Here is a 21,276-nt window from a genome sequence, read left to right on the forward strand (position 1 = left end):
GTCTGTTGCTCTCCGTCATCGACACCTCCCAGGCTCCTCAGCCTATCAAAGGTGTCCGTGAAATCGGGACAGGCCCAAGCTGCCGATCCTGGTGTTGTTCAAAATCAGAACCCCAGGAGCCTCAATGCCCCCTACTACACCGGCTCCGACCCGGACTTTCAGCGTGGCGGTAGGGCCGGCAGAAGCGGCGGCGGCGGGCCTTAGCTGGAGTTTGGTTATTTAGGCAGCGTGACAGAGAGCGTCGGCGATGCCTTCGCGGAGGGCGGGCGGGAGTTTTATAGCGTCAAGGGCGTGGCGAGACAGCACAAAACCCTACTTGCTCCAGCAAGCGCCGCCACGGCTCACTATCTTCCTTCATCTCTGTGACCACGCGGGGACAGGCTGAGTTCTTGTCCACCGTGATGGTGCGTGGATTCACGTGTTCGGCTGTCTCCGCGCCTTGCGGAAGAAGTGCTTTGCAACCTCGGCATCCCGCTTGGCCGAAAGCAAGAAGTCGATGATTTACCCACAACCGTCCACCGCATAATACAGGTACATTCAGGGCCTTTCGTAAGCGCGGCGTAGAGGCCCGTCTTTCGCGGTCGAGGTGTCATGTGCTGGGTCGTGTGGAAGCAGAGGGCTTCCAGACGACGTTATGGATAGCGTTAGCGACGACGCGAAGGGCATCGGGTATCGCCGGGTTGAGGTTCTGACGGGCCCTGGCCGACGTCGGCAGTGGTCTGACGACGACAAGGCGCGGGTGATAGCCGAGACGATGCAGCTTGGCGTGACGGTGACCGAAGTTGCACGGCGCTGGCAGATATCGCCGCAGCAGGTGTTCGATTGGCGTCGTCTGGCGCGTCGGGCGACCTTGGCGTCGAAGGTGCCCGTCTTCGTGCCGATCGTGTCCGAGGCGTCGGCCTGTTCGTCGGAACCACCGACAGTGGCGGCTCGCGACACGCCCACGATCTAGGTGAAGCTTGCCGGTGCTGTGCTGCAGATAGTGCCAGGCACCGATGAGGTCTTGCTGACGATGGCTGCGGGCGATCCGGTCCTCGGCGGCATGATCGCGCTGCCGGCCGGCGCGCGGATCCTGCTGGCGACCAAGCCAGTGGATTTCCGCAAGGGCGCGCACAGCTTGGCGGCGCTGGCAGCCGAGGTGCTGGGTGCTGATCCATTCTCGGGCGCGGTGCTGGTGCTCCGCTCACGTCGCGCCGACCGGATCAAGATCTTGGTCTGGGACGGCAGCGGCCTGATGCTGATCTGGAAGCAGTTGGAGGGCGGCGTGTTCCGCTGGCCTGCGGTGGTGAACGGCGAGCTTCACCTGACGCCAGTCGAGTTCGCCGCGCTCTTCGATGGGATCGATTGGCGACGCGTCCAGACATCACGGGAGGTCCCCAAGCTAGGCGCGCCTGCATAGAATCGGCGTGCGATGCGCGCTGCGGATGACGACACGCCGAGCCTGCCGGACGACCCTGAAGCGTTGCGCGCACTGCTGCTGTCGGTCACCGCCGAGCGCGACGCGCTGGCGGCGCGCAACGAGCAGCTCCACCACCTGCTGCTGAAGCTCAAGCGCCGGCAGTTCGGGTCGAAGTCGGAGCGACTCCCCGAGGACCAGCTGCTGTTCGTCTTTGAGGAGATCGAGGCGGCGCTGGCCGTCTGCCTGCGCACCTGCCGCGGATCGAGCGGGTGCTGGTCCCGGACGCAGCGGCCAGCCCGTGCTGCCAGGGCCCGCTGGTGGAGATCGGCTGCGATGCCGCGGAGCGGCTGGACGTGATCCCAGCGCAGTTCCGCGTGCTCGTGGCGAAACGTCTGAAGCTGGCCTGCCGGGTCTGCCCCGGAGTGGTGCTGCAGGCGTCCGCGCCGGCGCGGCTGATCGTCAAGCGCCCGCGGCAAGGGCCCCTACGCCGCGCTTACACTAGAGCAGCGGCGGGAACCGGAACATGAGAATCTCGTGGACGGTACGGGTGCTTAATACCGAGTGCCGTTGAACGCAGTGCGTACAACCCTTCAGCGTCTGCCGGTCCATCCCAGCCATGCGCGCCGCCGCCTCGCGGCTCAGACCGTCCAGCGCCGCCGCAATCGTCAACAGGCAGAGCGCGACTCGCAAGTCGCGCTCTGCCTTCGCCAACCGCCGCAACTCGTCGGGCGTCAGGTCTTCCCGGATCATCAGCGTCGGCATGGTTCATCTCCAGATGCCATGCCTGCCGATGAATCACGTTCGGCCGCATCGGTTCAAGCCCCGAGAGTCAGACCTTCAGACGCTTGGTGTTAGACCATTGGCATATGAAACGCTTGGTCGGACCGGATCGGCACTTTGGTGGCCTTTGGATTGCCTGACAACAGTGGCGGGAAACAAGGTAACAGCGACTGTGATGGTGAAGAAAGGGGAGGCGCAGACGGTTGGCCGACGTGATATGCGAATACAAGATATATTTGTTGCTGATTCGTTTTGGATTGCCGCATAAATAGCAACCCGTCGCGGCCGTTCGTCATCAGCTACAAATCTTGCGAAATCCGTTAATACCTACGTCCCGCTGCGATGCCATTTTCGGTCAATGCTAATTCGTGGCGGAAATGCCAAGTTCCATTCTGAGCGATAGGTCAAGCTAAAATTTGGATTGTGGAACGGATCCGCGGCACATCGTTCAGCCCAAGTCTTCTGCATCCGCTGCACTTCCTCGGCTTCGTAGAGCTGTCGTTCGCCTGCGTAATGCGACCCATAGGTCTGAAGCTCATGGTGGTGCAGTTCAGCCTGTGGAGCGTAAACAACAGAATAGCCCGCTTTGCCGACTCGCAAAGCGAAGTCAACGTCATTGAAAGCACTAGGATACCGCTCGTCGAGGCCACCCAATTCCATATAAACTTGACGCCGCACAAGCATGCAGGCCGCAGTTACGGCCGACAGTTCCTGTGCAATGATAGCCCGAAACATATAGCCAGGCTCGGCGGCGGGCAGATAGCGATGAGCGTGGTCGCAGAGGCCGGACAATCCCATGATGACGCCACCATGCTGCACCCGGTTATCCGGGTAGAGAAGCCTGGCACCGACAATTCCGGTTTGAGGATCTTGCAGAAAGCAAGCCAGCCAGCGCAGCCAGTCGCGTCGGATGGGCACAACATCATCGTTCAGTAGCAGGATATATTCGCCGAAGGTGCACGCTGCAACTCGGTTATTGGCTGCTGAGAAGTTGAAATGTGGCGCCTCGAGCAGCGCCACAGTCACATTTGGGTAGCGCTCGAGCGCCTTGGAGTTGGCGCGCTGCTGAGCATCCAAAGGCCTTGGCTGCATGACCGCCACGTGAATGTCGAAGAGGGGATAATCCGTGCCATCCAGGACAGCGCGGATACAAGATAGGGAATGCGGTTGCCGAAGGGTGGATGGGATGATGACTGTAATCCGCTCCTCCGACCTAGGTTCGCGCATCTGGAAGGTAAGGGGCCAGGTCGCTACAGGGGCGATTCTCGGGCCGCCGCCCTGCAGATGCTGCTCTATAAGCTCTGCGAGCAAAGTGGACGGTGCTGCCTCCGTGTCTGACCTGCGATGCGTGAGAATAAATGGAATCCGCCTACCGAAAAACCGTACGCCAGTCCGCTGGCGGGCGAGCCAGACCGTCAGCCGCACGACTTCTGCCCATTTCGTACTCACTGGCGCTTCACGCAATAACATCGAGCGCTGCACTAGCCACAGACCGCGCGAAAGCATGCCCGACAGCATCATCGTGTGGTTCGGCTCAGGCTTGAACATGGGCGTATGCCGTACGCCGTCAGCCGAAATTTTGTCCTCGTCGACAATGGCAAGCTCGGGGTAGTCGAGATAGTCGAGTTGTTCAGCCGCAAGCCGTGTCGCATGCGGAGGTAGCACCTCACCGGCCTGGAGAATGCCGATGTAATCTGCGGTCATTTCCTCAACGAAGTGACGCAATGTGCAATCCGTCGTCGGTGCGACAACCGCATAGGCGGGGCCGGACCATTGGGCTTCCAGGCTTTGAAGCGTGGCTTCCAGTGCCTCCGAGGCCTGCTCATCCGAAAACACCAGGTACGCAATCGTAGGCGCTGTGGATTGCGATGAAAAATCTTCAGCGGACCAGTGGTCGAACAAGGTCAGCCAAGTAGCGTAGTTGTACCGAGGAATTTGCGCCTCAAAGGCCAGCACGCCCAAGAACTGCCGGATGCGGCCGCGGGCCGTGCTGGACCGGAACCAATCTCCCTGCCTCCACCTCCGCAGTGCTTGCCTGGGCGAGGTCAGGATCAGATGCGCCGAGGCCTGCGCGCGGGAAAGCGAATGAAAGGTAAGGCGTCCTAGCCGCATGGCGTCCGCCTGAGGTCCCAACGCGAAAAGGCGTACTTCCACAGCCTCATCGGGAATGAAGAGGACGACCTGATACGTTTCGTACCTCAGTCGGGCGATGGCGGAGCCGCGCAGATAAAAGTGGCCGGAGAGCGGCTCCGTCCGCTCATCATGCATGGTTGCGTAGAGGATTGTCGCATCGCATGCGGTGGAGGCGCGAAGCGCGATCCGCGCCCAGCGTCCCCGCTTTGGTTCGTCTACCTTCAAAGCGTTAATCAGCAGAGGACTACGGCTCACGTAAGCGGTCCCGCGCTGCGCAGGGTCAGCAGCGCCGGATGGCAGGTACTTGCGATCCACTCCGCCGTACCGCGCAGACCCAGCATCCACTCGGTTCGTGGTACCCAACCAAGCTCGCGCTGAGTCAGCGCCACATCCAACACATTGGCAGGCACGTCCACCGCCCGACCCGGCCGATACAGAATTTCGGCACCCTTGGTATCGAGCACCTTGTCGACGGAAGCGACCACATCAAGGACCGATCGCCCTATACCCGAGCCGACGTTCAGCACGCCGTGCGAGCCCTCGTAGATTGCAGCGCGCAGCATGGCGTCCACTAAATCATCGATATGGAGGAAGTCCCGCACGATGCGACCATCGCCCCAGATTTCTACCGGCCTACGCGACAAACGCCGCTGGATCAGCGTGGCTATCAAGCCCTGGCCACGATCGGGAATTTGGAAAGGCCCGTACGGATTCGAGGCACGCAGTACCATCACCCGCATACCGTACCGATAGGCCTGAAGACCGAGGTGTTTCTCCATAAGAAGCTTGTGAATGCCATAGGCGGAGATCGGATCCGTCGGATGAGTTTCGCTGATCGGCAAGCTCCGCGGCACACCGTAGACCGTGCCCCCGGACGAGATGTAAACAATGCGCCGCACGCCAGCTGTTCGACACAACCGGAGTAGTTCGACCGACGCAGCCACGTTTGTACGCAGATCGTCAGCAGGATCACGCTCCGCATGGGCCGGGATACTGGCACCGAGAAGGTGGAAGACGGTGTCGACGCCCTCGAGTGCGTCGGTAAGCATAGAGCGGTCGGAAAATTCGGCGGAGATCCAGCGAAGCGGCGGTAGCGCTCCCGGAAAAGCCGAGGCACGGCCATAGCCGCGTACTGACGCGCCGGCGACGCTCAATGCACGACAGAGATTGAGCCCTATGAAGCCACCTGCCCCAAGCACGAGGCACTCCGTGCCGGCCAAGCCGGGGCCGGTGAGGTTCGGATGATCGTTCAAGGCAACGCTCGGAGGAACTGCTCCATATGCCCCACCATCCGCTCGAAGGTAAATCGACTTCCCGCCAACTGGCCCCCTTCTGAAAGCCGCGTGCGAAGGGATGCATCCACCGCTAGCCGGGTGATGGCGCGCGCGAGGTCTGCTGCGTTCCCCTTCTCAAACAGGAGGCCTGATTCACCATCTCGTACGATCTCTACATTCCCACCAACCCGCGATGCGATGGTGGGTACACCACAGGCGAGAGCGTGGATGAGGGTGAGCGAGAAAGGCTCGTAGAGGGACGGGAACAGGTAGATGTCATGCGCGTCGAACAGCGCGGGCAGTTCGTCCTCCCGCACTGTCGGGTGCATTTCGATTTGCTCGCGTCTGCCGCTCCGCTCCACGATCTCGGCGAAGCGCGTCATGTAGGCCGCGTCCTGGCTGTCGCCGACGATCGTCAGCGTGACCCGCTCCACGCCGATCGCCCGCTGATCAAGCAGTGCCAGAGCCTCCACCGCCGTATCCGCCCCCTTCAAGTCCACCAGCCGCCCGGCGAAGAGCAGGCGCAGCGTGCCGGCCCGCACCAGTCGCGTCCGGTCAGGCACGGTGCCTGGGTCAGGCACCACTTGGCGCACGCCATTGTGGATGACGCGATAGGTACGGAAGGGCGAGCCGCCCGCCGCGTAGAAGTCGCGCATGAAGACGGAGCCGAAGATGGCCGCGAGCCTCCGTGGCGGCCTTGACCCGACTAGGCGCAGCAGCGCCCGCTTCACCCGCCCAGCCAAGGCGCGCCAGGCGGGTGAAGCCGGGGGCGGGACGAAGGGCAGGCTGCCATGGACGACATCGCGGAAGAAATCGCTGACGAAGACAGGATTGCGCATCACCAACAGCCAGTTGTCGGTCAACATGACAACAGTGCGGTAGGGACTAGCCTCGAGCGCTTCCAGGATGGAGGCATCGAGGAAGAAGAGGTTCCAGGCAAAGACGACGTCCGGGCGCGATTCGTCCAGAACGCGGCCCAGCGTCGCGCGATTGCGTGCGCTGATCAAAGCGCGATCTTCGGCCGTACCGGGAAAGGGCGTGTAGATATCCGCGCCGGTGAGCAGCTCCAACTCCCGGAGTACACGTTGGCCCGGATAGTCCGCGACCGCGGTGCCGAAGCTGCTCGTGAGCACCGTCACCTCGTGCCCACGCGCCACCAGCTCAGACGACACCTCGTGGCAGAGCCGCTCATAGCCGCCCACGACATTGGGTGGATAAAGATTGCTGAGAACCAGAATCCGCATCAAACCCAACCTGCCAGCCGCGCACGGAACGCCTTGTCCGCCAGCAACGGCCCGGTATCCAGCCGCCCGCCGCCATGGCGCCGCAAGTAGGCCATGCAGGGATGCACGGCGCGGGCGAGATCATGGCGCCTGAGCACCTCCTCCATGTCCCTGGCGGCGTCCCAGTCCGGCTCGGGCGCTCCGGGGCGGTCCCAGAGCAAGGTGAGGTAGGCGGCAGCGGAGGCGGCCCATTCCGAACGCACGCGGCTGTGATCCTCCGAGATCGTGTTGCTGTCATGCATGCGGTAACGCAGCAACTCTTCCTTCAGTAGCGAGACCTGGTGCTTAAGCGCGAGGGCGCGCAGGACGAAATCCAGGTCGTGGGTGTAGCGCAACGCCGCAAATTCCCCAATTCGCTCTGTAAGATCACGGCGGAAAAAGAAATTCGAGGTGGACATCAGGAAATTGCCGTTGACCAGCGAGGTAGCCATATCGCGGCTTGCGTGAAAGGCCAGCGCCTTGGCATACCAGTCATTGGCGATTGTGTTGCCCCGTCCGTCCATGAAAGCGATGCCGGAAGCCGCAATGTCCGCTCCAGGCTCTGCATCCAGGCGCAGCGCGAGCGCGTTGAGGCGCCCCGGCTCATAGACGTCGTCCGAGTTGAGGATTGCAACGAACTCGCCGGTGCAGTCCCGCAGTCCCGCATTGATGGCGGCGTGAGCGCCCTGGTTCGCCTGGGCGCGAAAGCGGATGCGCGGGTCGCGTGCGGCAAGTCCCCGCATCACTCGGGCGGAGTCATCCGTAGAGCCGTCATCGATGACGATCAGCTCGCGGAGGACTGCGCCTTGCGCCAATGCGCTCTCGATCGCCGGTCCAATGTATGCGGCGTGGTTGTAGAGCGGCACGACGACGGAGACGCGAGCCGCGCCTGCCTGCTTGGCCACGACGGGCGCGGAGCGCCGGAACAGGCCGAACAAGTTAGAACCCCCGCTGCGCGAGCCGCTGGGCCAGGCCGGGCGGCACCCGCGTTACTAGTGGCGCTGGCGCTGTCCGGACCGGCAACAGGACGGGGCCGGTCAGCGCCACGCCAAATTCGCCGAGAAACCGCTCCAATTCGGCCGGGCTACGCACGGGCAGGATGGTGTCCGTGCCAGCATAAAGGGCGGGCTGAGCGACCTTCAGCCAGGCATGGCCGCTGCGTTCGCAGGTCAGGAAGTAGAGTCGCTCGATGGCATGGGCGAGCGTGTGATCCACCTGCGCGCCCTCGACCGGGAAGTCGTCGAACGAGAGATTGAGCTCTAGCAATGGCCTCAGCGCGGCAGGACGGGCCCAGAACATGGAGCCAGACGGGAAATCGAGCGCCCGAACGGACGAGAGTGTGATGCCCATTCGGCGTGCCAGCCCCAGCGCCAAGTCGTAATTTCCGTTCCAGCCAAGCCAGCGGCGCACGGATTCATAATGTTGCGGCGCTACCATGCCGAGCTGCGGCAGGCGCGCAAAGGCGTCAAGAATGCTGGAAACGGCCGCCTTCGAGCCCAGCAGGCTCTCGAACAGGAAGCCACGCCACGGTGCCAAAAAATGCGCATGGTCCGACTTCTTGGAATGCAGATGCAGCACCAGGTCATGATCCGCATGCGCATCGGCAAACCCTACCAGCTTCGGTGCGATGTCACGGCCGCGGTTCGGTAGGACGCGCACCTCCAGACGCCCGCCCTCCCAGTCCGAGAAGGTCGCGCGGATGGCGTCCGCCTTCTCTGCCGTATCAGTTGAGAGGAAGAGGTTCGCGGGAAGGGGCAGGTTCCGCAGGTAACCACGTACCTCCTGCCCGACCTCGGGATGGTAGAGATGGCAGATCACCGCAACGCGCGGCGGCGGCACCTGCAGAGGCGGGAAGTCGAAGGGGATGGCCAAGCTGAAGTCGGCCTCGGCAGGGCGGCTGGTATTCGGCTCCTCATCCGTGTTGGGCAGAGGCGGCAGCCGCTGCTCGGCCCGCATCAGCTCCTCCGGCCGGCGGCGCGTGATCGGCAGCGCCTCCACCAGCCTCGCCACCGTGGCGGCAAAGGCCTCCGGCGCACATTCCTGACGTGCCCGCTCCAGCGCGTTCCGGCGCACGCTCTCCCATAAGGCGCGGTCTCGATGGAGGCGGCTGCAGGCTGCGGCGAAAGCGGAGGATTCGTCGGCGACGAGCACCTCCCTACCGTCCTTCCAGCCGAGCTGGTTCGCGATGAGCGAGGTGACCACCATGGGGATGCCGAGCATGGCCGCCTGATGGGCTTTGTGGGGGATGCCTGCGCCGAGGCGGCTCGGCACGACCATCACCCTGGCCCTGGCCAGCGCGGCATGCAGGTCATCCACCATGCCCACGAGTTCCAGTGCAGTGCCGTCCAGCGCCGCGATGCTCGGCGCCTGGGCCAGACCGATGACGGTCAGCCTCATCTCCTCGCCGAGAGAGCGGCGCAACTCCGGCAGGACGGCATTGGCAAACCAGCGCACGGCATCGGCATTCGGCGCGTCTTCGGCGTCGATCGCACCAAGGAAGACGATGCGATCCCGCTCGTCGAAGCCCGTCGAGAGCGGTGCATCGTCCAACGCATGACCGAGGATGCGGACGTCCCGCGCCCCATAGGTCTCCAGCGTGTCCTGCTCGCTCGGAGAGACGGAGACGACGGAATCCGCCAGCCTCGTCAATGCCACCTCGGAGGCGACCATGAGATGCCGCTCCGGCTCGGCGGGGGCTTCGCCCAAGGCTTCGCGGCGTTGCAGGTCCCTGGTCACAAACAGCGCCTCGGCGTCGTAGATCACACGCGCCTCGCCAATCAGGTCGCGATCGGACCCGATGGCCTCCTCGAAGGCCGCCATATTCGGCGGGCGACACACGATGATTGCGTCGAAATGGCCGCGGCGCGCCTCGAGATAGGCGCGGATCTGCGTGCGGTCGGCGGCGATCAGCACCTCGATGCGCTTGTCCAGCGCGCGGCGCACGCCGTGCCAGGTTTCGGCATGGCGGTTCATGGGGAACAGCGCGACATCGGCTCCGGCCTCCAGCAGCTCGTGCAGGAAACGGTTCGCCCGGGGATAGCCCCGGCCAAGCTCCGGCTTGGGCACGCGGTCATCGAGCACCAGAATGCGCCGCCGGCTGGAGCGTGCGGTGCGGGCAGCGATGACGTTCATCGGGTCTAGCGGAAACTGCCCGTCCAGCCATTCCCTGTGTTGCTCCACGAAAATCCGGTGGTTCGTAGCCTGTAATGCAAGGGCATCGGCAGCGGAGGAGGAGCTGCCGAACTCATAGTGCATGATGACGACATCGGGATCGAAAACCACGCGGCGCCCACTTTCCCACAAGCGCAGGCAATAGTCCGTCTCCTCGTAATAGGCGGGGGCGTAACGTTCGTCGAAGCCGCCCATCTCTCGCCACACTGCCATGGGCGTGAGGAGGAAGGCACCGGAGCAATAATCCACGTCCCGCTGGAACATGAAGTCGGGCGTATTCGGGTCCTGGCCGCGGCCATAGCCGGCGGCGGCGCCGTTGCGCCAGAGGATGGAGCCGGCCTCCTGCAGCGTGCCGTCGGGCAGGATGATGCGTCCGCCCACTGCGCCGATATCGGGCTGGGAGTCGAGGGTGCGGAGCGCAGCGGTGACGGCACCGGGCAGGAGCTGCGCGTCGTTGTTCAGCAGCAGCAGCGCGCGCCCCGTCGCCGAGCGCGCCGCCAAGTTCACGCCTTTCAGAAAGTGCAGGTTCGTCTTGCTGCGGATGATCTCCGGTCCCTCGATCCGGTCCAACAACATGGCGGTGCGGTCCGTCGACGCGTTGTCCAGGATCACCACCTCCACGCCAAGCCCGCCATCGGACAGCGTCTCAGCGATGGAGCCCAAGCATCCGAATGTGAGCTCGGCTTGGTTGTGGAGAACGAGGACGATGCTGACGTCGGGACGCTCCACCCGCGGCAGGCGTAGTTCCGTCACACCCGACAGGAAGGCGTCGAGGCGTGCGGAGAGCATCGCGCGCATCGCCGCCTTCGCGGAACTGGCGGGGGCGATTTCTTCCGTGGGCAACGCGGCAACCGCCGGCGGCGGAGCAGCCGAGGGTGCATCAGCGAAGGACACCTGAAGGGGCGCTGACGGCTCCGGCCGAAGCCGTCTCTCCCGTAGCAGCCGCATGCCGACACGGAGCGGGCGCGTCACTCGCCAGGACGTAGAATTGACATATTGCTGGGCAACGGCCTGGACGGCTTGCTGTGCTTCTGCCCTGGTCCGATTCAGCGCATCGGCCATGGCGTCGCGGTCCTGCTGGGCCTGAGCCAGACGCATCTCGCGGTCGCGCAGCGAAAGCTCGAGATCCTGGCCCTGCTCGCCCTGCTGCTCCCGCAGGCTGGTCGAGAGCCGCATCACGAGCTCGTCCCGGGCGTCGATGATACGATCCCGCGCGGTCAGTGCGGCACCGCGCGCGGATGCCGTATTGCTGAGCATCTGGATCAAGGCGTCCTTGGACGCCAGCTGCTCGCGCAAGGCCGCAAGCAGGCTTCCACGCCAATCGGCGTCACGCCGCGCCTCCGCGTCCGTTGCGGAGACCTGTCCGGTCAGCACGCCAATCTGTGCCGTCAGATCGGCGATATGCCGGTCCTTCGCCGCGATTTGTTCCTGCAGCGCCAAAGCATCCGCCTGACGTTGAAACGCCTCGCCCCTTGCTGCGATCCGACGGCGAAAATCCGCGGCGTCCTTCGGCGGCAGCGCGAAAAGGGAGCTTAGTGCCGGCGCCTGGTCCGTTCCCACGCCGAGTAAGCCCAGGCCGTTGGAATGGTCGAAGGAATAGGAGGGGTATTGCCTCCGCAGCTCCTCCCAAAGGCGCCAAACCCCGAAGCCTCGCTCCCTGACATTGATATCGTGGAACAGCACGACGCCGCGCGGAGATAGCGTGGAGCGCCAAGTTTCGAAGTCGTGCTTCACCGCCTCGTAGCTGTGCAGGCCGTCGATATGCAGGAGATCGATGCCGCCATCCGGCCCACCATCGGGAAAGTAACTGCGCGCGTCATCGAAGGTGGTGCGGAGAAGCGTGGAGAACTGCACGAAATGCTCAGCGTTGAACGCAGCGACGTCCGCGTAGACATCCTCGCCATAAAGCCCAGCGTGCTCATCTCCTCGCCATGTGTCCACGGCATATGCCCGCGCGCCTGGGCAGAAGACGTTGAGGGCTTGGCAGAAGGCGAAATACGAGTTCCCGGAATGGGTGCCCAATTCCACGAGGCAGTCCGGCCGCAACGCTTTCACGAGCCAGAAGGCGAAGGGAATATGCCCCGCCCAGGGACTGGGTTGAGCAATGCGCACCGCCCCCCAGGTCATTTCGTCGCCCAGAGCCGCGATCTCGGGTTTATCCAACATACGCTGAAGCCAGTCCTTACGCCAAGGCTCTTGCAGACTGGACGGTCGTCCAGATCAAGCCTATTTTTATATTCGCGAGGCAGTTCGAGCAACGCACCGGTGCCGCGTGGAGCCCGGTCATTACGCAGGGCGCGGAGCGAAACCCTCGTCGGGGCAGGAACTGCGCGCTGAAGGATGGGCATGAAGCTGGCCGACGACATGTCCGATGCCGCGGATCTCGCCCGTCGGGACAAGGTCAATGAGGTCTGGTCTGCGGCTTCCGTCCGGGATGCGCAGGTGCTGGGCCAGTACTGGCTGGCGCACCCGATGGTCCGGGACCGTGTGAATCGCCTGGCCTCGGGCCGGCCGGATCAGGACGCCTACGGCCATCTCATGGAACTGCTTGCCGCCCGCGGCTGGCGCTTGCCGATAGGCCATGCGCTCTCCCTCGGCTGTGGCTTCGGCGGCCTTGAGCGCGATCTCGTCGGGCGCGGACTGGTGGCGCGGATGGACGCGCTCGATTTGGCAGAGGGTGCGATCGCGGAAGCGCGCCGCCTCGCTGCGGATGCCGGGCTGGGCGACCGCATCCAGTACCAAGTAGCGGATCTTGAGGCGGCATATTTCGCGCCCGGCAGCGCAGACATCGTCTTCGCTCACTCATCCGTTCACCACGTGGAACGGCTCGAGGAACTCTTCGCAGCTGTGAAGCAGACCCTGCGACCCGGCGGGGTCTTCCACCTGTACGAGTTCGTCGGCGCTACGCGTTTCCAGTGGACGGACGCGCAGCTCCGTCTCGGCAATGCCCTGTTGGACTCCCTTCCGGAGCGGCTGCGCCGCCTCCCCAGCGGCAAGCCGAAAGGCAGGCTGACACGGCCGACCATCGAGCACATGGTGGGGGTGGACCCGACCGAAGCGATCCGCTCGGCCGAGATCCTGTCGCTCATGCGCGAGCACTTCACCATTCTCGAAGAGCGGCCGCTCGGCGGCGGGTTGCTTCACAACGTGCTGGGAGATATCGCGCAGAACTTTCGCCCGGACGATCCTGAGGATCGCGCTGTGCTGGAGCGCTTCTTCGCGGCCGAGGACGCCGCCATGGCCGATGGCACAATCGGCACCGACTTTGCCACGATCACCGCCACGGTACCAGAAACACCGAACCGCCCGAGTTCCCGGCTGACCAGCCTGCTCCTTCTCGTGCCGCCCGTGCGACGCCTCTATATCGCATTGCGACAGACCCAGGCCGAGGTGGCCCGCCTCAAAGCCGGGCAAGCCCACCTCTCCTCCGAGGTGGCGCGGCTCTCCTGCATCGTGGATAGCCTCAAAGCCTCATCGACTAAATCGGAATAGCAGGCACCCTTGCCCGCAGCTGACAAACCGTAGCGGGCGTGCTTCCGATCAGAGCCCGATCTGCCGCAGTAGCGCGTCCAATCGATTTTGCCAGCGCGAGAGCGACAGGGTTTCTGCCGCATAGGCCAGCCCGCCGGTCGAAAGGCGGTTCCAAAGCACCTCGTCAATATAGGCATCGCGTAAGCGGAGGGCGAAGGCGCCCGGATCATTCTCGACGAGAACTCCTGCCGCCTCCGACAGCAACATGCCCTCCGCCGCCACGGAAGTGGCGATGCAGGGCACGCCCGCCGCGAGGCTGGAGGCCACCTTGCCTTTCGCCCCGGCCCCGAAGCGTAGCGGTGCAATGGTCAGGCGCAGCCCTTCGAACCATGGAACGACATTAGGCATATGGCCGAGCCAGCGCACGCGGCCGGGTATGCCCGCGAGCAGTCCCTCCGGAAAGTCTGCGCCGACAATCGTCAACTCCAGGTCAGGCAGGTCGTGCAAAACGAGAGGCCATATCTTTGCCAGGAAGTATCGTATCCCATCGACATTCGGCGCATGGGCGAAACCACCGATAAAGCCTATGCCGGCACGCTGCGCGAAGCTGGTGGAAGGTGGTGTCAGGGCCCGGGCGAGCGGCATCTCCGCGACGAGGGCCTCCGGAACCTCTTTTGCCAGAAGATCAAACTCGGCGCGCGAGACGACCAGCGTAGCCTCGCTGCCCCGGATGATTTCCTCCTCCCGTGCTCGCACGTCGCGCACTGCCGCTCGGAGTGCGGCATCATCCGTCGTCTCCGCTCTGCGCTCTTCACGCAGGAACGCCAGGTCGATCGTATTGAAGATCACCCGCGCCGCCAGAGCATGGTGCCGCACCGCTTCCAAAAAGCGACCGCCACAATAGACGCGGCAAAGCACGCAGAGATCGAGTGAATGGCCCTGCTGCACCAGGAACTCGTCGACCGAGGCAGCATCGGATGGCAAGAGGCAGCGCAGGCCGCCGTGCATCAGCGCATCGCGTTCCGGCGAGGGGGTATCATGTTGCCGCGCAGCGGCAAGGATCACGTCGAAGCCAAGCAAGTCGAGCGCGTGCACGAGATTGACGATATCGATCGAGCCGGAATCGCGGTCCGGCTGAGGCCAGTGATCATCTATGACTAGGGCGCGACCCCGCGGGTGGCGTGAAACTGGCGTGGTGGCTGGGCCAAAAGGCTCCGCCTTCGGTCGCCGGACCCAGGCACGCCGAACCCATGTGCGCATGCCGACGGGCAGGTGCTGGTAGGCACGCCTGGCGCGCGTATAAATGCGGTAAGGCGGTAGGCTCTGTAGATATTGCAGGGGTCTGCGAAGTTCTACGATCTGAGCTTGGGCCTGTGCCAAAGCCTCGCGGTCTCGCCGCATCTGCGCAGTGGCGACCGCAGCCGGGATCATTGAGTCGGCTTCGGGACTGATCGAAGGGTCGGGCAATCGGGTAGCCTACCATTATCTAAAGGCAAAGATTGGGCATACTAGCAGAAGTCAACCGAATTGCGAGGTCATGCTGCTACTAGTCCCAAGCATATCAGCGTCCATTGCTCTACCGCATCAGACCCAAGGGGGCTTGTGACGATCTGTCAGACTTCACGCAAAGCAATGGGCAAGAGGGCACGGTCTATGCTTGGTCTCTGGCCCTAAGTCGTGTTCCTGGGCGTGGTGTAGGAGCGATGCTCCTTGGCAGGCTGTGCCGCGGCGTCAGGCAGTTGCAACGGGTAGGCTGACGGCTGGAGTATCACTCACCACGGTCATGGTCTGCAGTTCATTTAGCGCGAACGCTGGGTGGCCCATTCGTCGGATTGCTTGAGCAAGAGCGCGCCGACGAATCGGACGACGACGGCTTTGTTGGAAAGATGCCGACCACGTTCGGTGCGGCGCTTGATCTCGCTGTTGAGTCGTTCGATGAGGTTGGTGCTGTGGAGCTTGGCGCTGTGCTCGTCGGGAAGTCCATGAAGGCCCGAGCGATGATGGAAGGCGCGCCTGCGTATCGCGTCCGGCCGTCGCTGTGAAAGCCAAGACCGACGGGTTGCCGAGGCGCTCGCGGATCTCGCCAAGCCGCCCGTATTCCGGCTGGAAATCGCGCCCCCAGCGGTTGATGCAGTGGGCCTCGTCCATTACGAGGTAGGCGGATCGCAGGGCACGCAGCAGCGCCAGCTCGCGCTCGTTCGCTCCGAAGAAGCGCTCGGGGCGAGGTAGAGGAACTTGAAGCACCCCTGCTCCAGCAGCTCCAGGCGCTGCCGTTTCTCCTCGGCGGAGAGGTCCGAGTTCATGGAGGTTGCCGGTATGCGGCGGCGGAGCAGCCCGAGACTTGATCGGACATCAGGGCCTTCAGCGGCGAGACAACGACGCAGAGGCCGGGGCAGCACGGCCGGAACCTGGAAGGCGAGGCTCTTGCCGGAGCCGGTCGAGCTGACCAGCAGCAGTGAGCGGCGTGCAGGGCCGCCTCGACCACGTCGATCTGCGCCGGCCGGGAGGCGCCGAGCCCGAACAGCTTCAAGGCCGGGCCGAGGTGCCGAGTTTCGCGTGCGAGCCGGCCCTCCCGGTCCAGCCACTCGGCCAAGCGCACGGCCGCCGTCTGCAGGAGCCGCCGGGCCAGGCTGACCCCGAGGTGCGGGTGCACGGCGGCACGGCACATCGGGCAGAGGCAGATGAAGTTAGACGCCGCGTCCGAGCCGCCAGCGGCACGTGAGAGCATGTGGTGCACGTGGGCGCCATCGGCCTTAAGGTCGGCGTTGCAGCCGACTCAGCAGAAGCCGTCGCGTCGCAGCACGCGGCTGCGGATGTCGCCCCACTCCGTGCTCAACTAGCCCTTGATGCCATGATGACCTGCCCGGGCATGTACATGATCGTCAACGAGAATGAAACAACGCAGTTCAAATGCGGGGCAGCGGGTGACGAAGCTGTGCTAGTCGTCCAGTCCGGCGTCCTTGAAAAAGCGATAAGCGCCGCTTTTCGCGCTTTAACTCAGCCGGATACCGAGCGAACGGTGGTCCACGTGCCGCGGTGAACGCCGGTGCGCTGCCCTGCTCGATTCTCGGCGGGGCTTCGGGTCGTAGCACCCGCCTGACCGAGTGCCGAACCCAAGAGCCCTGACATGGCCCTCACCGACACCGCCCACCGCATCCTGATCAAGGCCACCCAGCACCCGCTGCGGCTAGCCGCGCCGCCTGACAAGCTGCCGACTGCTGCTGCCCGGGCGGTGCTGAGCAGCCTGGTCAAGCAGGGCTACGTCGAGGAATGCGTGGCGCCCGAAGAGTACGTGGGCCTGCGCTGGCATCAGCAGAACGGCAACCGGCCCGCAGTGCGCATCACTGCGGTGGGAACGGTGGCCATCGACGCCGTCACGGTGGATACCAGCGCGATGGCCGCGACCGAACAGGTAGCGGACGCAGTCCCTGCCGCCGGCGCCCAGGAGCCCGGTAGCGCGCCGCTGGTGCCGTCCGCGGTTCCAGAGGCCGAAGTGCCACCCACCGCGCTGAGGCCACCCAGCCGCCCTCCATGCGCCTCAGCCTGCGCGACGCCGCCCGCCACGTCCTCGCTGCCTGGGACGACGAGGCCGGTGACCGCGACGGTCTGCCCGACGCCATCGCCGCTCGCCACGCACTTCTGGTCAAGAACGGATTGATCCCGCGCACCGCCGGCCCGCGCAAGCCGCGCCAGGGCACCAAGCAGCAGCGGGTGCTTGCCATGTTGCGCCGGCCGGAGGGCGCCACCGTCGCTCAGATCGCCGAGGCCACCGGCTGGCAGGCCCACACGGTCCAAGGCTTCTTCGCCGGGCTGAAGAAGCGCCAACGCATCGCGGTCGAAGCTGCCGAGCGGGTCCGCCAAGCCGGTCCGGGCAAGGAGGGCGCCAAGGGCAGCTACACCGTCTACCGCATCGTGGAGGCGGGCTGATGCGGCCGACGCTGCACGGCGCTGCCAGGCTGGCGGTTGGGCCGTACTGGGTCTCCGCCGCCGAGCAGGGTCAAAGCGGCTTTGGGGTGGAAGCGCAGCAGGCCAGTGTCAGGGGCTATGTCAAGGCCCATGGGTGGACCTTGGTTGCCGAGTACCAAGACGTAACCAGCGGCAACTACGACCGCTGGCCGGGCTTCCAGGCGGCACCGGCGCAGTGCCGGCAACTCGGGGCGGTGCTGGTCGCGGCGCGGCTGAACCAGATCACCCGCCGAGCCCCACGTAATCGCAGCTGCTAGACTGCCTTGGCATGCCTAGGAATGGAGATCGGGACCACACATCCGTGATCGGAGCCGGAGGCCACGAAGTGCAACAGTCAAATCGGGAGGACCTTGCGATGTATCCAGCCTTCGGTCGCCGCCGCTTGGTCAACGTATTCGCTCTCGCCGGCCCTGCGCTGCTGCGTAGCGAATGAGGCCTTTCGCTTTTCCTTACCACGCAAATGGGCGGCGAGACCCGTCGCTACCTACTCGACTTCGGTTGGACGCCGGAAGTGCGCTGGGGCAATTGACTGCGCCGGGTGGAGGCGCGGACCAGCCGCGCCCCCGCTGTTTAGGCAAAGATCGCGTCCCGGCTGAGCGAGAACTGCGACAACGTGATCCCATCCAAGAACACATGGTCGCCGTTGGTGCCATAGGCGACATCGATGCCGGACACGCCGAAGGCGATCGCCGACTTTGCAACCACTGTGCTGCTGGCGATGCTGCGGAACACCAGATCATCGGTCCCGGGAACGAAATCCTTGATCCGGTCATAGCCGTCGAGCCGCGAGAACACGAAGTCATCCGCACCAGCGCCACCCGTCATAGTGTCGTTGCCGCGGCCTCCGGTGACCGTATCGTCGCCACCCGCGCCAGAGAGCGTGTTGTTGGAGGTAGTGCCGGCGACGGTCCGCCCAACCACGTCGTTGTTGAGGATGGTGCCGCGGCCTTCGGCATCCACCAGCGTCGCCCCGCTGGGCTCGGACAGGCGCAGGAACACCGTCTCGTTGGCCTCATAGGCGGTGTCGTGAGTGGTCTGCACCGAGACCATCTTGCTGGTCTGGCCGGCTGAGAAGGTCAGCGTGTTGGCAACCGCCGTGTAATCGGATCTGCTGAGTGCGGTGCTGTCTGCCGTCGCGTATTTCACCGTGGCCGACGTGGTCGCTGCCTTGCTAAGTGACACCGTGAAGTTGAGGATACCGCCCTCATTCACGCTGACATCTGACACCCGAAGACCCGGCAGAGAAACCGGAGCGACATTGGTGATGGTGCCCGTCCCCGAGCCATCAACCAAGGTAGCGCCGATCGGATTTGACAGGTTGAGGGTCATCGTCTCATTGGACTCGGCCAAGCTGTCCGTCGCGGTGAGCACCTCCACCATCTTGCTGGTCTCGCCCGGCGCAAAGGTCAGGCTGTTGCTGACACCCGTAAAATCCGAGGCGGAGGCCGTTCCCGTCACCGTGCTGTAGTTCACGGTCACCGTGGCCGTGGTGGGTTTGTCCATAGACACCGTGAAAAGCAGCTTCGAGCCTTCGGCCGCGGTGAAGTCCGAGACGCTCATACCCGGCACAACAACCGGTGCGGCATCGTCATTGACAATGGTGCCGGTGGCCGTGGCCTTGACCAGCGTGGCGTACTGGTTAGGGCTCGATAGGGTAAGGGTCAGCGTCTCATCCGGCTCAAAGGTCGTATCATCCGTGGTGTGGACGATGATAGTCTTGGTGGTTTCGTTAGGCCCAAAGGTGAGGGTGTTGCCTTCAACCGTGTAGTCCGACCCGTCGGCCGTGCCATTTGTCAGGCTGTAGCTTACCGTCACCGCACTGGCCGGAATTTTGTCCAACTCGACCACGAAAGCTAGATCGCCGCTTTCGGTGATTCTGGCATCGCTGACAGTCATCTCGGATGGCGGCGGCGCCGCATAGCTCATGTCATAGACATAGAGGACGTTGGTGAAGCCGTTCTGCTGTTGCCACGCCCATGCCGGCTGCATGCCGACACCGAAGGCGGCATTTTCGCCGCCGTGGATGTAATCCTTCGGGACGTTCTTGGTTGTGGTAAAAACCCACTCGTTATCGATATAGAGAGTTATGTGCTCTTGTGCCCATTCTAAAGAATAAGTATGTTCTTGACTTGCATTAAATTTGCCAGTTGGGTAGCGATACACATCGTATCCATCGCCATTAGTTGAAGTTTTGTAGTGGATAGTGGAGTAACCATCGTAATCGTCTTGCGAAGCTTTCTCGAAAATATCAAGTTCCGGGCCAGGCCACTTGTTGGATGCCGGCCACAGGGTGGCAAATGGCCCCGGTCCCTCGCGGGGATCGGTCTTAAGGGTGATGCTGTACAATCCGTAGCCATCACCCATGCTCGCCCCAGTAGCCGGAACCATCACGCCGGCGGGCTTCCAATCGTCTGGGCCTTTAACATTGGTGACAGTTGGCGTAACATCGGTGCCGCTGAGCACGGCCATCCCGCCGGTGATCTTCACGTCACCATAGACCGTTTGAAGGCGGCCAACTCCCCAGTCGAAGCTTTCGCTCCAAACCTGCTTGAACTTCGATGGGTCGAGCGGCGATTGCCCGTCCAGCGATTCCACAGACAGGGCCGTCAGCTTCACATCGGCATCGGTGGCCTTTTTGATCAGCCCCTTGCCCGGATTGCCGGGCTTGAGCGCGGGAACATGGGCTTCCAAGGGCATATTCGCTGGCGGCATGCACGGGTCCTGTTTTCAGCGGTTTGGGAACGGTTCCTGGCCTATGCGTGTCGTGGCATGCCGCTATTGTCAATAAATCTCTAATTTTGAACGCGCCAAATTGCCATATGGTTTCAAAATCCGCCCGTAATACGCCTCCTGAGTTAAGGTTCTTGGGACAACATTGCTTATAAATCGAGTCCGCGGCCGGCCACGCCCTATCCCGGCCGGACGGGCTTTTCTTCCGCGCTCGTCGATGACCCACAAGGCAAAGCCGCGGCTTGCATCACCAGCGGCGGGCGAGATCCAGCCTGTGTTGGCGGTCTGTCTGGTACGGTCAAAACCGTTCAAGCTCGATCACGTCAGCCGCCTGCGATTGAATGGTGCGGGGGCTAAGACGGATGTCACCGTCTCTATCGAGAGTGGCGGGCCAGGGGATTGGCTGGCGACAGGTCTCTACTTCGCCGAACAGGAGCGGTGGGCGATAGCGGTGGCATCTTTGTCGATGTGATTCGCGCTAACCCCTGGGGTGCCGCCATGCTCATGCAGTATAAGCGGCTGGCCCGGGTAGCATATGATCCGAGGAAACCGCCGTCCGAGCAACGGATCATGTTGGCCGCCCGCGTCATGCCGACGATACCCGATATCGAGGCCGACCAGTTCACCAATGAGATGTACGACTCAAGCGGCCGGCGACGCGGGGAGCCACCTGAAGCCGCGGCCCGTCGGGTTGTCATCGAGAAGTATGGTTTGCCGGCGACCTGGCAGCTTACGCAGAACCTTGGTACCTGCGGCGTCGAGGTGCCGCGAAGTGAGATCCGGGTGATTGTGCCATCTGGCACTGACATGTCCCGGATGAGGAACTGCCTTTCTAGGAGGATCAAAGACTTTAATCGCTGCGAGGGGGCCTGATGTTTGATCCTGACCCCATAAGGCTGGATAGGATTGTCCGGCTACTCTGCTAGAGCGGTTTCCTGCCTGACTGAATCGCATGTGATCCCATGGGCTGCGCAGTCGTGATTCGATTGCCCCTGAGGATGGGAGCGATGGGCATGTCCAAGGCGCTGTCGGTCGATCTGCGGGAACGTGTGGTGGCGGCGATTGCGGCGGGATCGTCCTGCCGGGCGGC

Annotated in this window: 19 protein-coding genes and 1 pseudogene; 10 read left to right on the plus strand and 10 right to left on the minus strand. The window is 63.6% G+C overall.

The window, feature by feature from the left end; translation table 11 throughout:
• The first annotated feature begins 634 nt into the window (after positions 1-634).
• From JMJ56_RS29805 to JMJ56_RS35760, 4 genes are read left to right on the plus strand one after another with little or no spacing between them, the layout of a single operon-like run.
• Entirely contained in the window at positions 635-952 is a 318-nt protein-coding gene (locus JMJ56_RS29805) for a transposase (RefSeq protein WP_202835388.1), read from the plus strand.
• Positions 953-1,399 carry an IS66 family insertion sequence element accessory protein TnpB gene (gene tnpB / locus JMJ56_RS29810; protein ID WP_328702508.1) on the plus strand — a complete coding sequence of 149 codons (447 nt, stop codon included), beginning with the start codon at positions 953-955 and terminating at the stop codon, positions 1,397-1,399. It begins immediately after the preceding gene.
• A 12-nt stretch (positions 1,400-1,411) separates the two neighbouring features.
• Complete coding sequence (locus tag JMJ56_RS29815) at positions 1,412-1,756, plus strand: transposase (protein WP_202835389.1); 345 nt, start codon at positions 1,412-1,414, stop codon at positions 1,754-1,756.
• Positions 1,753-1,926 (plus strand): hypothetical protein, encoded by a 174-nt coding sequence (locus tag JMJ56_RS35760; protein ID WP_407927969.1) that lies wholly within the window; start codon positions 1,753-1,755, stop codon positions 1,924-1,926. The genes JMJ56_RS29815 and JMJ56_RS35760 overlap by 4 nt, the downstream gene beginning before the upstream one ends.
• Here the strand turns inward: JMJ56_RS35760 and JMJ56_RS29820 are convergent.
• The 6 genes from JMJ56_RS29820 to JMJ56_RS29845 all read right to left on the minus strand — a co-directional run bounded on the left by JMJ56_RS29820 (position 1,898) and on the right by JMJ56_RS29845 (position 12,185).
• Positions 1,898-2,161 (minus strand): hypothetical protein, encoded by a 264-nt coding sequence (locus JMJ56_RS29820; protein ID WP_202835390.1) that lies wholly within the window; start codon positions 2,159-2,161, stop codon positions 1,898-1,900. The two genes, JMJ56_RS35760 and JMJ56_RS29820, sit on opposite strands and share 29 nt — an antisense overlap.
• A 345-nt stretch (positions 2,162-2,506) precedes the next feature.
• Entirely contained in the window at positions 2,507-4,567 is a 2,061-nt protein-coding gene (locus tag JMJ56_RS35415) for a glycosyltransferase (RefSeq protein WP_202835391.1), read from the minus strand.
• On the minus strand, positions 4,564-5,565 hold the full coding sequence (locus JMJ56_RS29830; RefSeq protein WP_202835392.1) for an NAD-dependent epimerase/dehydratase family protein: 1,002 nt from the start codon (positions 5,563-5,565) through the stop codon (positions 4,564-4,566). The genes JMJ56_RS35415 and JMJ56_RS29830 overlap by 4 nt, the downstream gene beginning before the upstream one ends.
• Positions 5,562-6,830 carry a glycosyltransferase family 4 protein gene (locus JMJ56_RS29835; protein ID WP_202835393.1) on the minus strand — a complete coding sequence of 423 codons (1,269 nt, stop codon included), beginning with the start codon at positions 6,828-6,830 and terminating at the stop codon, positions 5,562-5,564. The genes JMJ56_RS29830 and JMJ56_RS29835 overlap by 4 nt, the downstream gene beginning before the upstream one ends.
• Positions 6,830-7,786, minus strand: coding sequence for a glycosyltransferase family 2 protein (locus tag JMJ56_RS29840; protein WP_202835394.1), 957 nt, complete (start codon positions 7,784-7,786; stop codon positions 6,830-6,832). The genes JMJ56_RS29835 and JMJ56_RS29840 overlap by 1 nt, the downstream gene beginning before the upstream one ends.
• Before the next feature lies 1 nt (position 7,787).
• Entirely contained in the window at positions 7,788-12,185 is a 4,398-nt protein-coding gene (locus tag JMJ56_RS29845; RefSeq protein WP_202835395.1) for a rhamnan synthesis F family protein, read from the minus strand.
• A gap of 180 nt (positions 12,186-12,365) precedes the next feature.
• Between JMJ56_RS29845 and JMJ56_RS29850 the strand changes: the two genes are divergently transcribed.
• The gene (locus JMJ56_RS29850; protein ID WP_202835396.1) at positions 12,366-13,511 is read left to right on the plus strand and encodes a class I SAM-dependent methyltransferase; all 1,146 of its coding nucleotides are present in this window, start codon (positions 12,366-12,368) and stop codon (positions 13,509-13,511) included.
• Positions 13,512-13,559: 48 nt separating this feature from the next.
• On the opposite strand, the gene JMJ56_RS29855 is transcribed toward JMJ56_RS29850, so the two are convergent.
• The 3 genes and pseudogenes from JMJ56_RS29855 to JMJ56_RS35765 all read right to left on the minus strand — a co-directional run bounded on the left by JMJ56_RS29855 (position 13,560) and on the right by JMJ56_RS35765 (position 16,218).
• A complete protein-coding gene (locus JMJ56_RS29855) occupies positions 13,560-14,957 on the minus strand; it encodes a glycosyltransferase (protein WP_202835397.1) in 1,398 nt (465 codons plus the stop codon).
• 335 nt (positions 14,958-15,292) lie between these two features.
• Positions 15,293-15,466: pseudogene (locus JMJ56_RS34425) on the minus strand (transposase); the annotation flags it as partial.
• A 323-nt stretch (positions 15,467-15,789) separates the two neighbouring features.
• Positions 15,790-16,218: a DEAD/DEAH box helicase family protein gene (locus JMJ56_RS35765; protein WP_202835399.1), complete on the minus strand. Its 429-nt coding sequence runs from the start codon at positions 16,216-16,218 to the stop codon at positions 15,790-15,792.
• Positions 16,219-16,227: 9 nt separating this feature from the next.
• Here JMJ56_RS35765 and JMJ56_RS29870 point away from each other — a divergent pair, with 9 nt between their 5' ends.
• From JMJ56_RS29870 to JMJ56_RS29885, 4 genes are all read left to right on the plus strand, one after another.
• Positions 16,228-16,530 (plus strand): hypothetical protein, encoded by a 303-nt coding sequence (locus JMJ56_RS29870; protein ID WP_202835400.1) that lies wholly within the window; start codon positions 16,228-16,230, stop codon positions 16,528-16,530.
• Between the two features lie 87 nt (positions 16,531-16,617).
• Positions 16,618-17,148: a hypothetical protein gene (locus JMJ56_RS29875; protein ID WP_202835401.1), complete on the plus strand. Its 531-nt coding sequence runs from the start codon at positions 16,618-16,620 to the stop codon at positions 17,146-17,148.
• Positions 17,145-17,417: a DUF3489 domain-containing protein gene (locus tag JMJ56_RS29880; protein ID WP_202835402.1), complete on the plus strand. Its 273-nt coding sequence runs from the start codon at positions 17,145-17,147 to the stop codon at positions 17,415-17,417. Before JMJ56_RS29875 ends, JMJ56_RS29880 begins: the two co-directional genes overlap by 4 nt.
• Entirely contained in the window at positions 17,417-17,713 is a 297-nt protein-coding gene (locus JMJ56_RS29885) for a recombinase family protein (RefSeq protein ID WP_202835403.1), read from the plus strand. The genes JMJ56_RS29880 and JMJ56_RS29885 overlap by 1 nt, the downstream gene beginning before the upstream one ends.
• 313 nt (positions 17,714-18,026) lie before the next feature.
• Here JMJ56_RS29885 and JMJ56_RS29890 read toward each other — a convergent pair whose 3' ends face one another.
• Entirely contained in the window at positions 18,027-20,168 is a 2,142-nt protein-coding gene (locus JMJ56_RS29890; RefSeq protein WP_202835404.1) for a Calx-beta domain-containing protein, read from the minus strand.
• A 516-nt stretch (positions 20,169-20,684) separates the two neighbouring features.
• On the opposite strand from JMJ56_RS29890, the gene JMJ56_RS29895 reads away from it, so the two are divergent.
• On the plus strand, positions 20,685-21,059 hold the full coding sequence (locus JMJ56_RS29895; protein ID WP_202835405.1) for a hypothetical protein: 375 nt from the start codon (positions 20,685-20,687) through the stop codon (positions 21,057-21,059).
• Positions 21,060-21,276 lie beyond the last annotated feature (217 nt).

Source organism: Belnapia arida (assembly GCF_016773205.1).
GTDB classification, from domain to species: Bacteria; Pseudomonadota; Alphaproteobacteria; order Acetobacterales; family Acetobacteraceae; genus Belnapia; species Belnapia arida.

Excerpts from the sequence above, each read along its gene's own strand:
- JMJ56_RS29850 (WP_202835396.1), top strand. The coding sequence starts at position 12,366 with ATGAAGCTGGCCGACGACATGTCCGATGCCGCGGATCTCGCCCGTCGG.
- JMJ56_RS29845 (WP_202835395.1), bottom strand. The coding sequence starts at position 12,185 with ATGTTGGATAAACCCGAGATCGCGGCTCTGGGCGACGAAATGACCTGG.
- JMJ56_RS29805 (WP_202835388.1), top strand. The coding sequence starts at position 635 with ATGGATAGCGTTAGCGACGACGCGAAGGGCATCGGGTATCGCCGGGTT.
- JMJ56_RS35765 (WP_202835399.1), bottom strand. The coding sequence starts at position 16,218 with ATGCTCTCACGTGCCGCTGGCGGCTCGGACGCGGCGTCTAACTTCATC.
- JMJ56_RS29815 (WP_202835389.1), top strand. The coding sequence starts at position 1,412 with ATGCGCGCTGCGGATGACGACACGCCGAGCCTGCCGGACGACCCTGAA.
- JMJ56_RS29885 (WP_202835403.1), top strand. The coding sequence starts at position 17,417 with ATGCGGCCGACGCTGCACGGCGCTGCCAGGCTGGCGGTTGGGCCGTAC.
- JMJ56_RS29820 (WP_202835390.1), bottom strand. The coding sequence starts at position 2,161 with ATGCCGACGCTGATGATCCGGGAAGACCTGACGCCCGACGAGTTGCGG.
- JMJ56_RS29890 (WP_202835404.1), bottom strand. The coding sequence starts at position 20,168 with ATGCCGCCAGCGAATATGCCCTTGGAAGCCCATGTTCCCGCGCTCAAG.
- JMJ56_RS29875 (WP_202835401.1), top strand. The coding sequence starts at position 16,618 with ATGGCCCTCACCGACACCGCCCACCGCATCCTGATCAAGGCCACCCAG.
- JMJ56_RS29835 (WP_202835393.1), bottom strand. The coding sequence starts at position 6,830 with ATGCGGATTCTGGTTCTCAGCAATCTTTATCCACCCAATGTCGTGGGC.
- JMJ56_RS29895 (WP_202835405.1), top strand. The coding sequence starts at position 20,685 with ATGCTCATGCAGTATAAGCGGCTGGCCCGGGTAGCATATGATCCGAGG.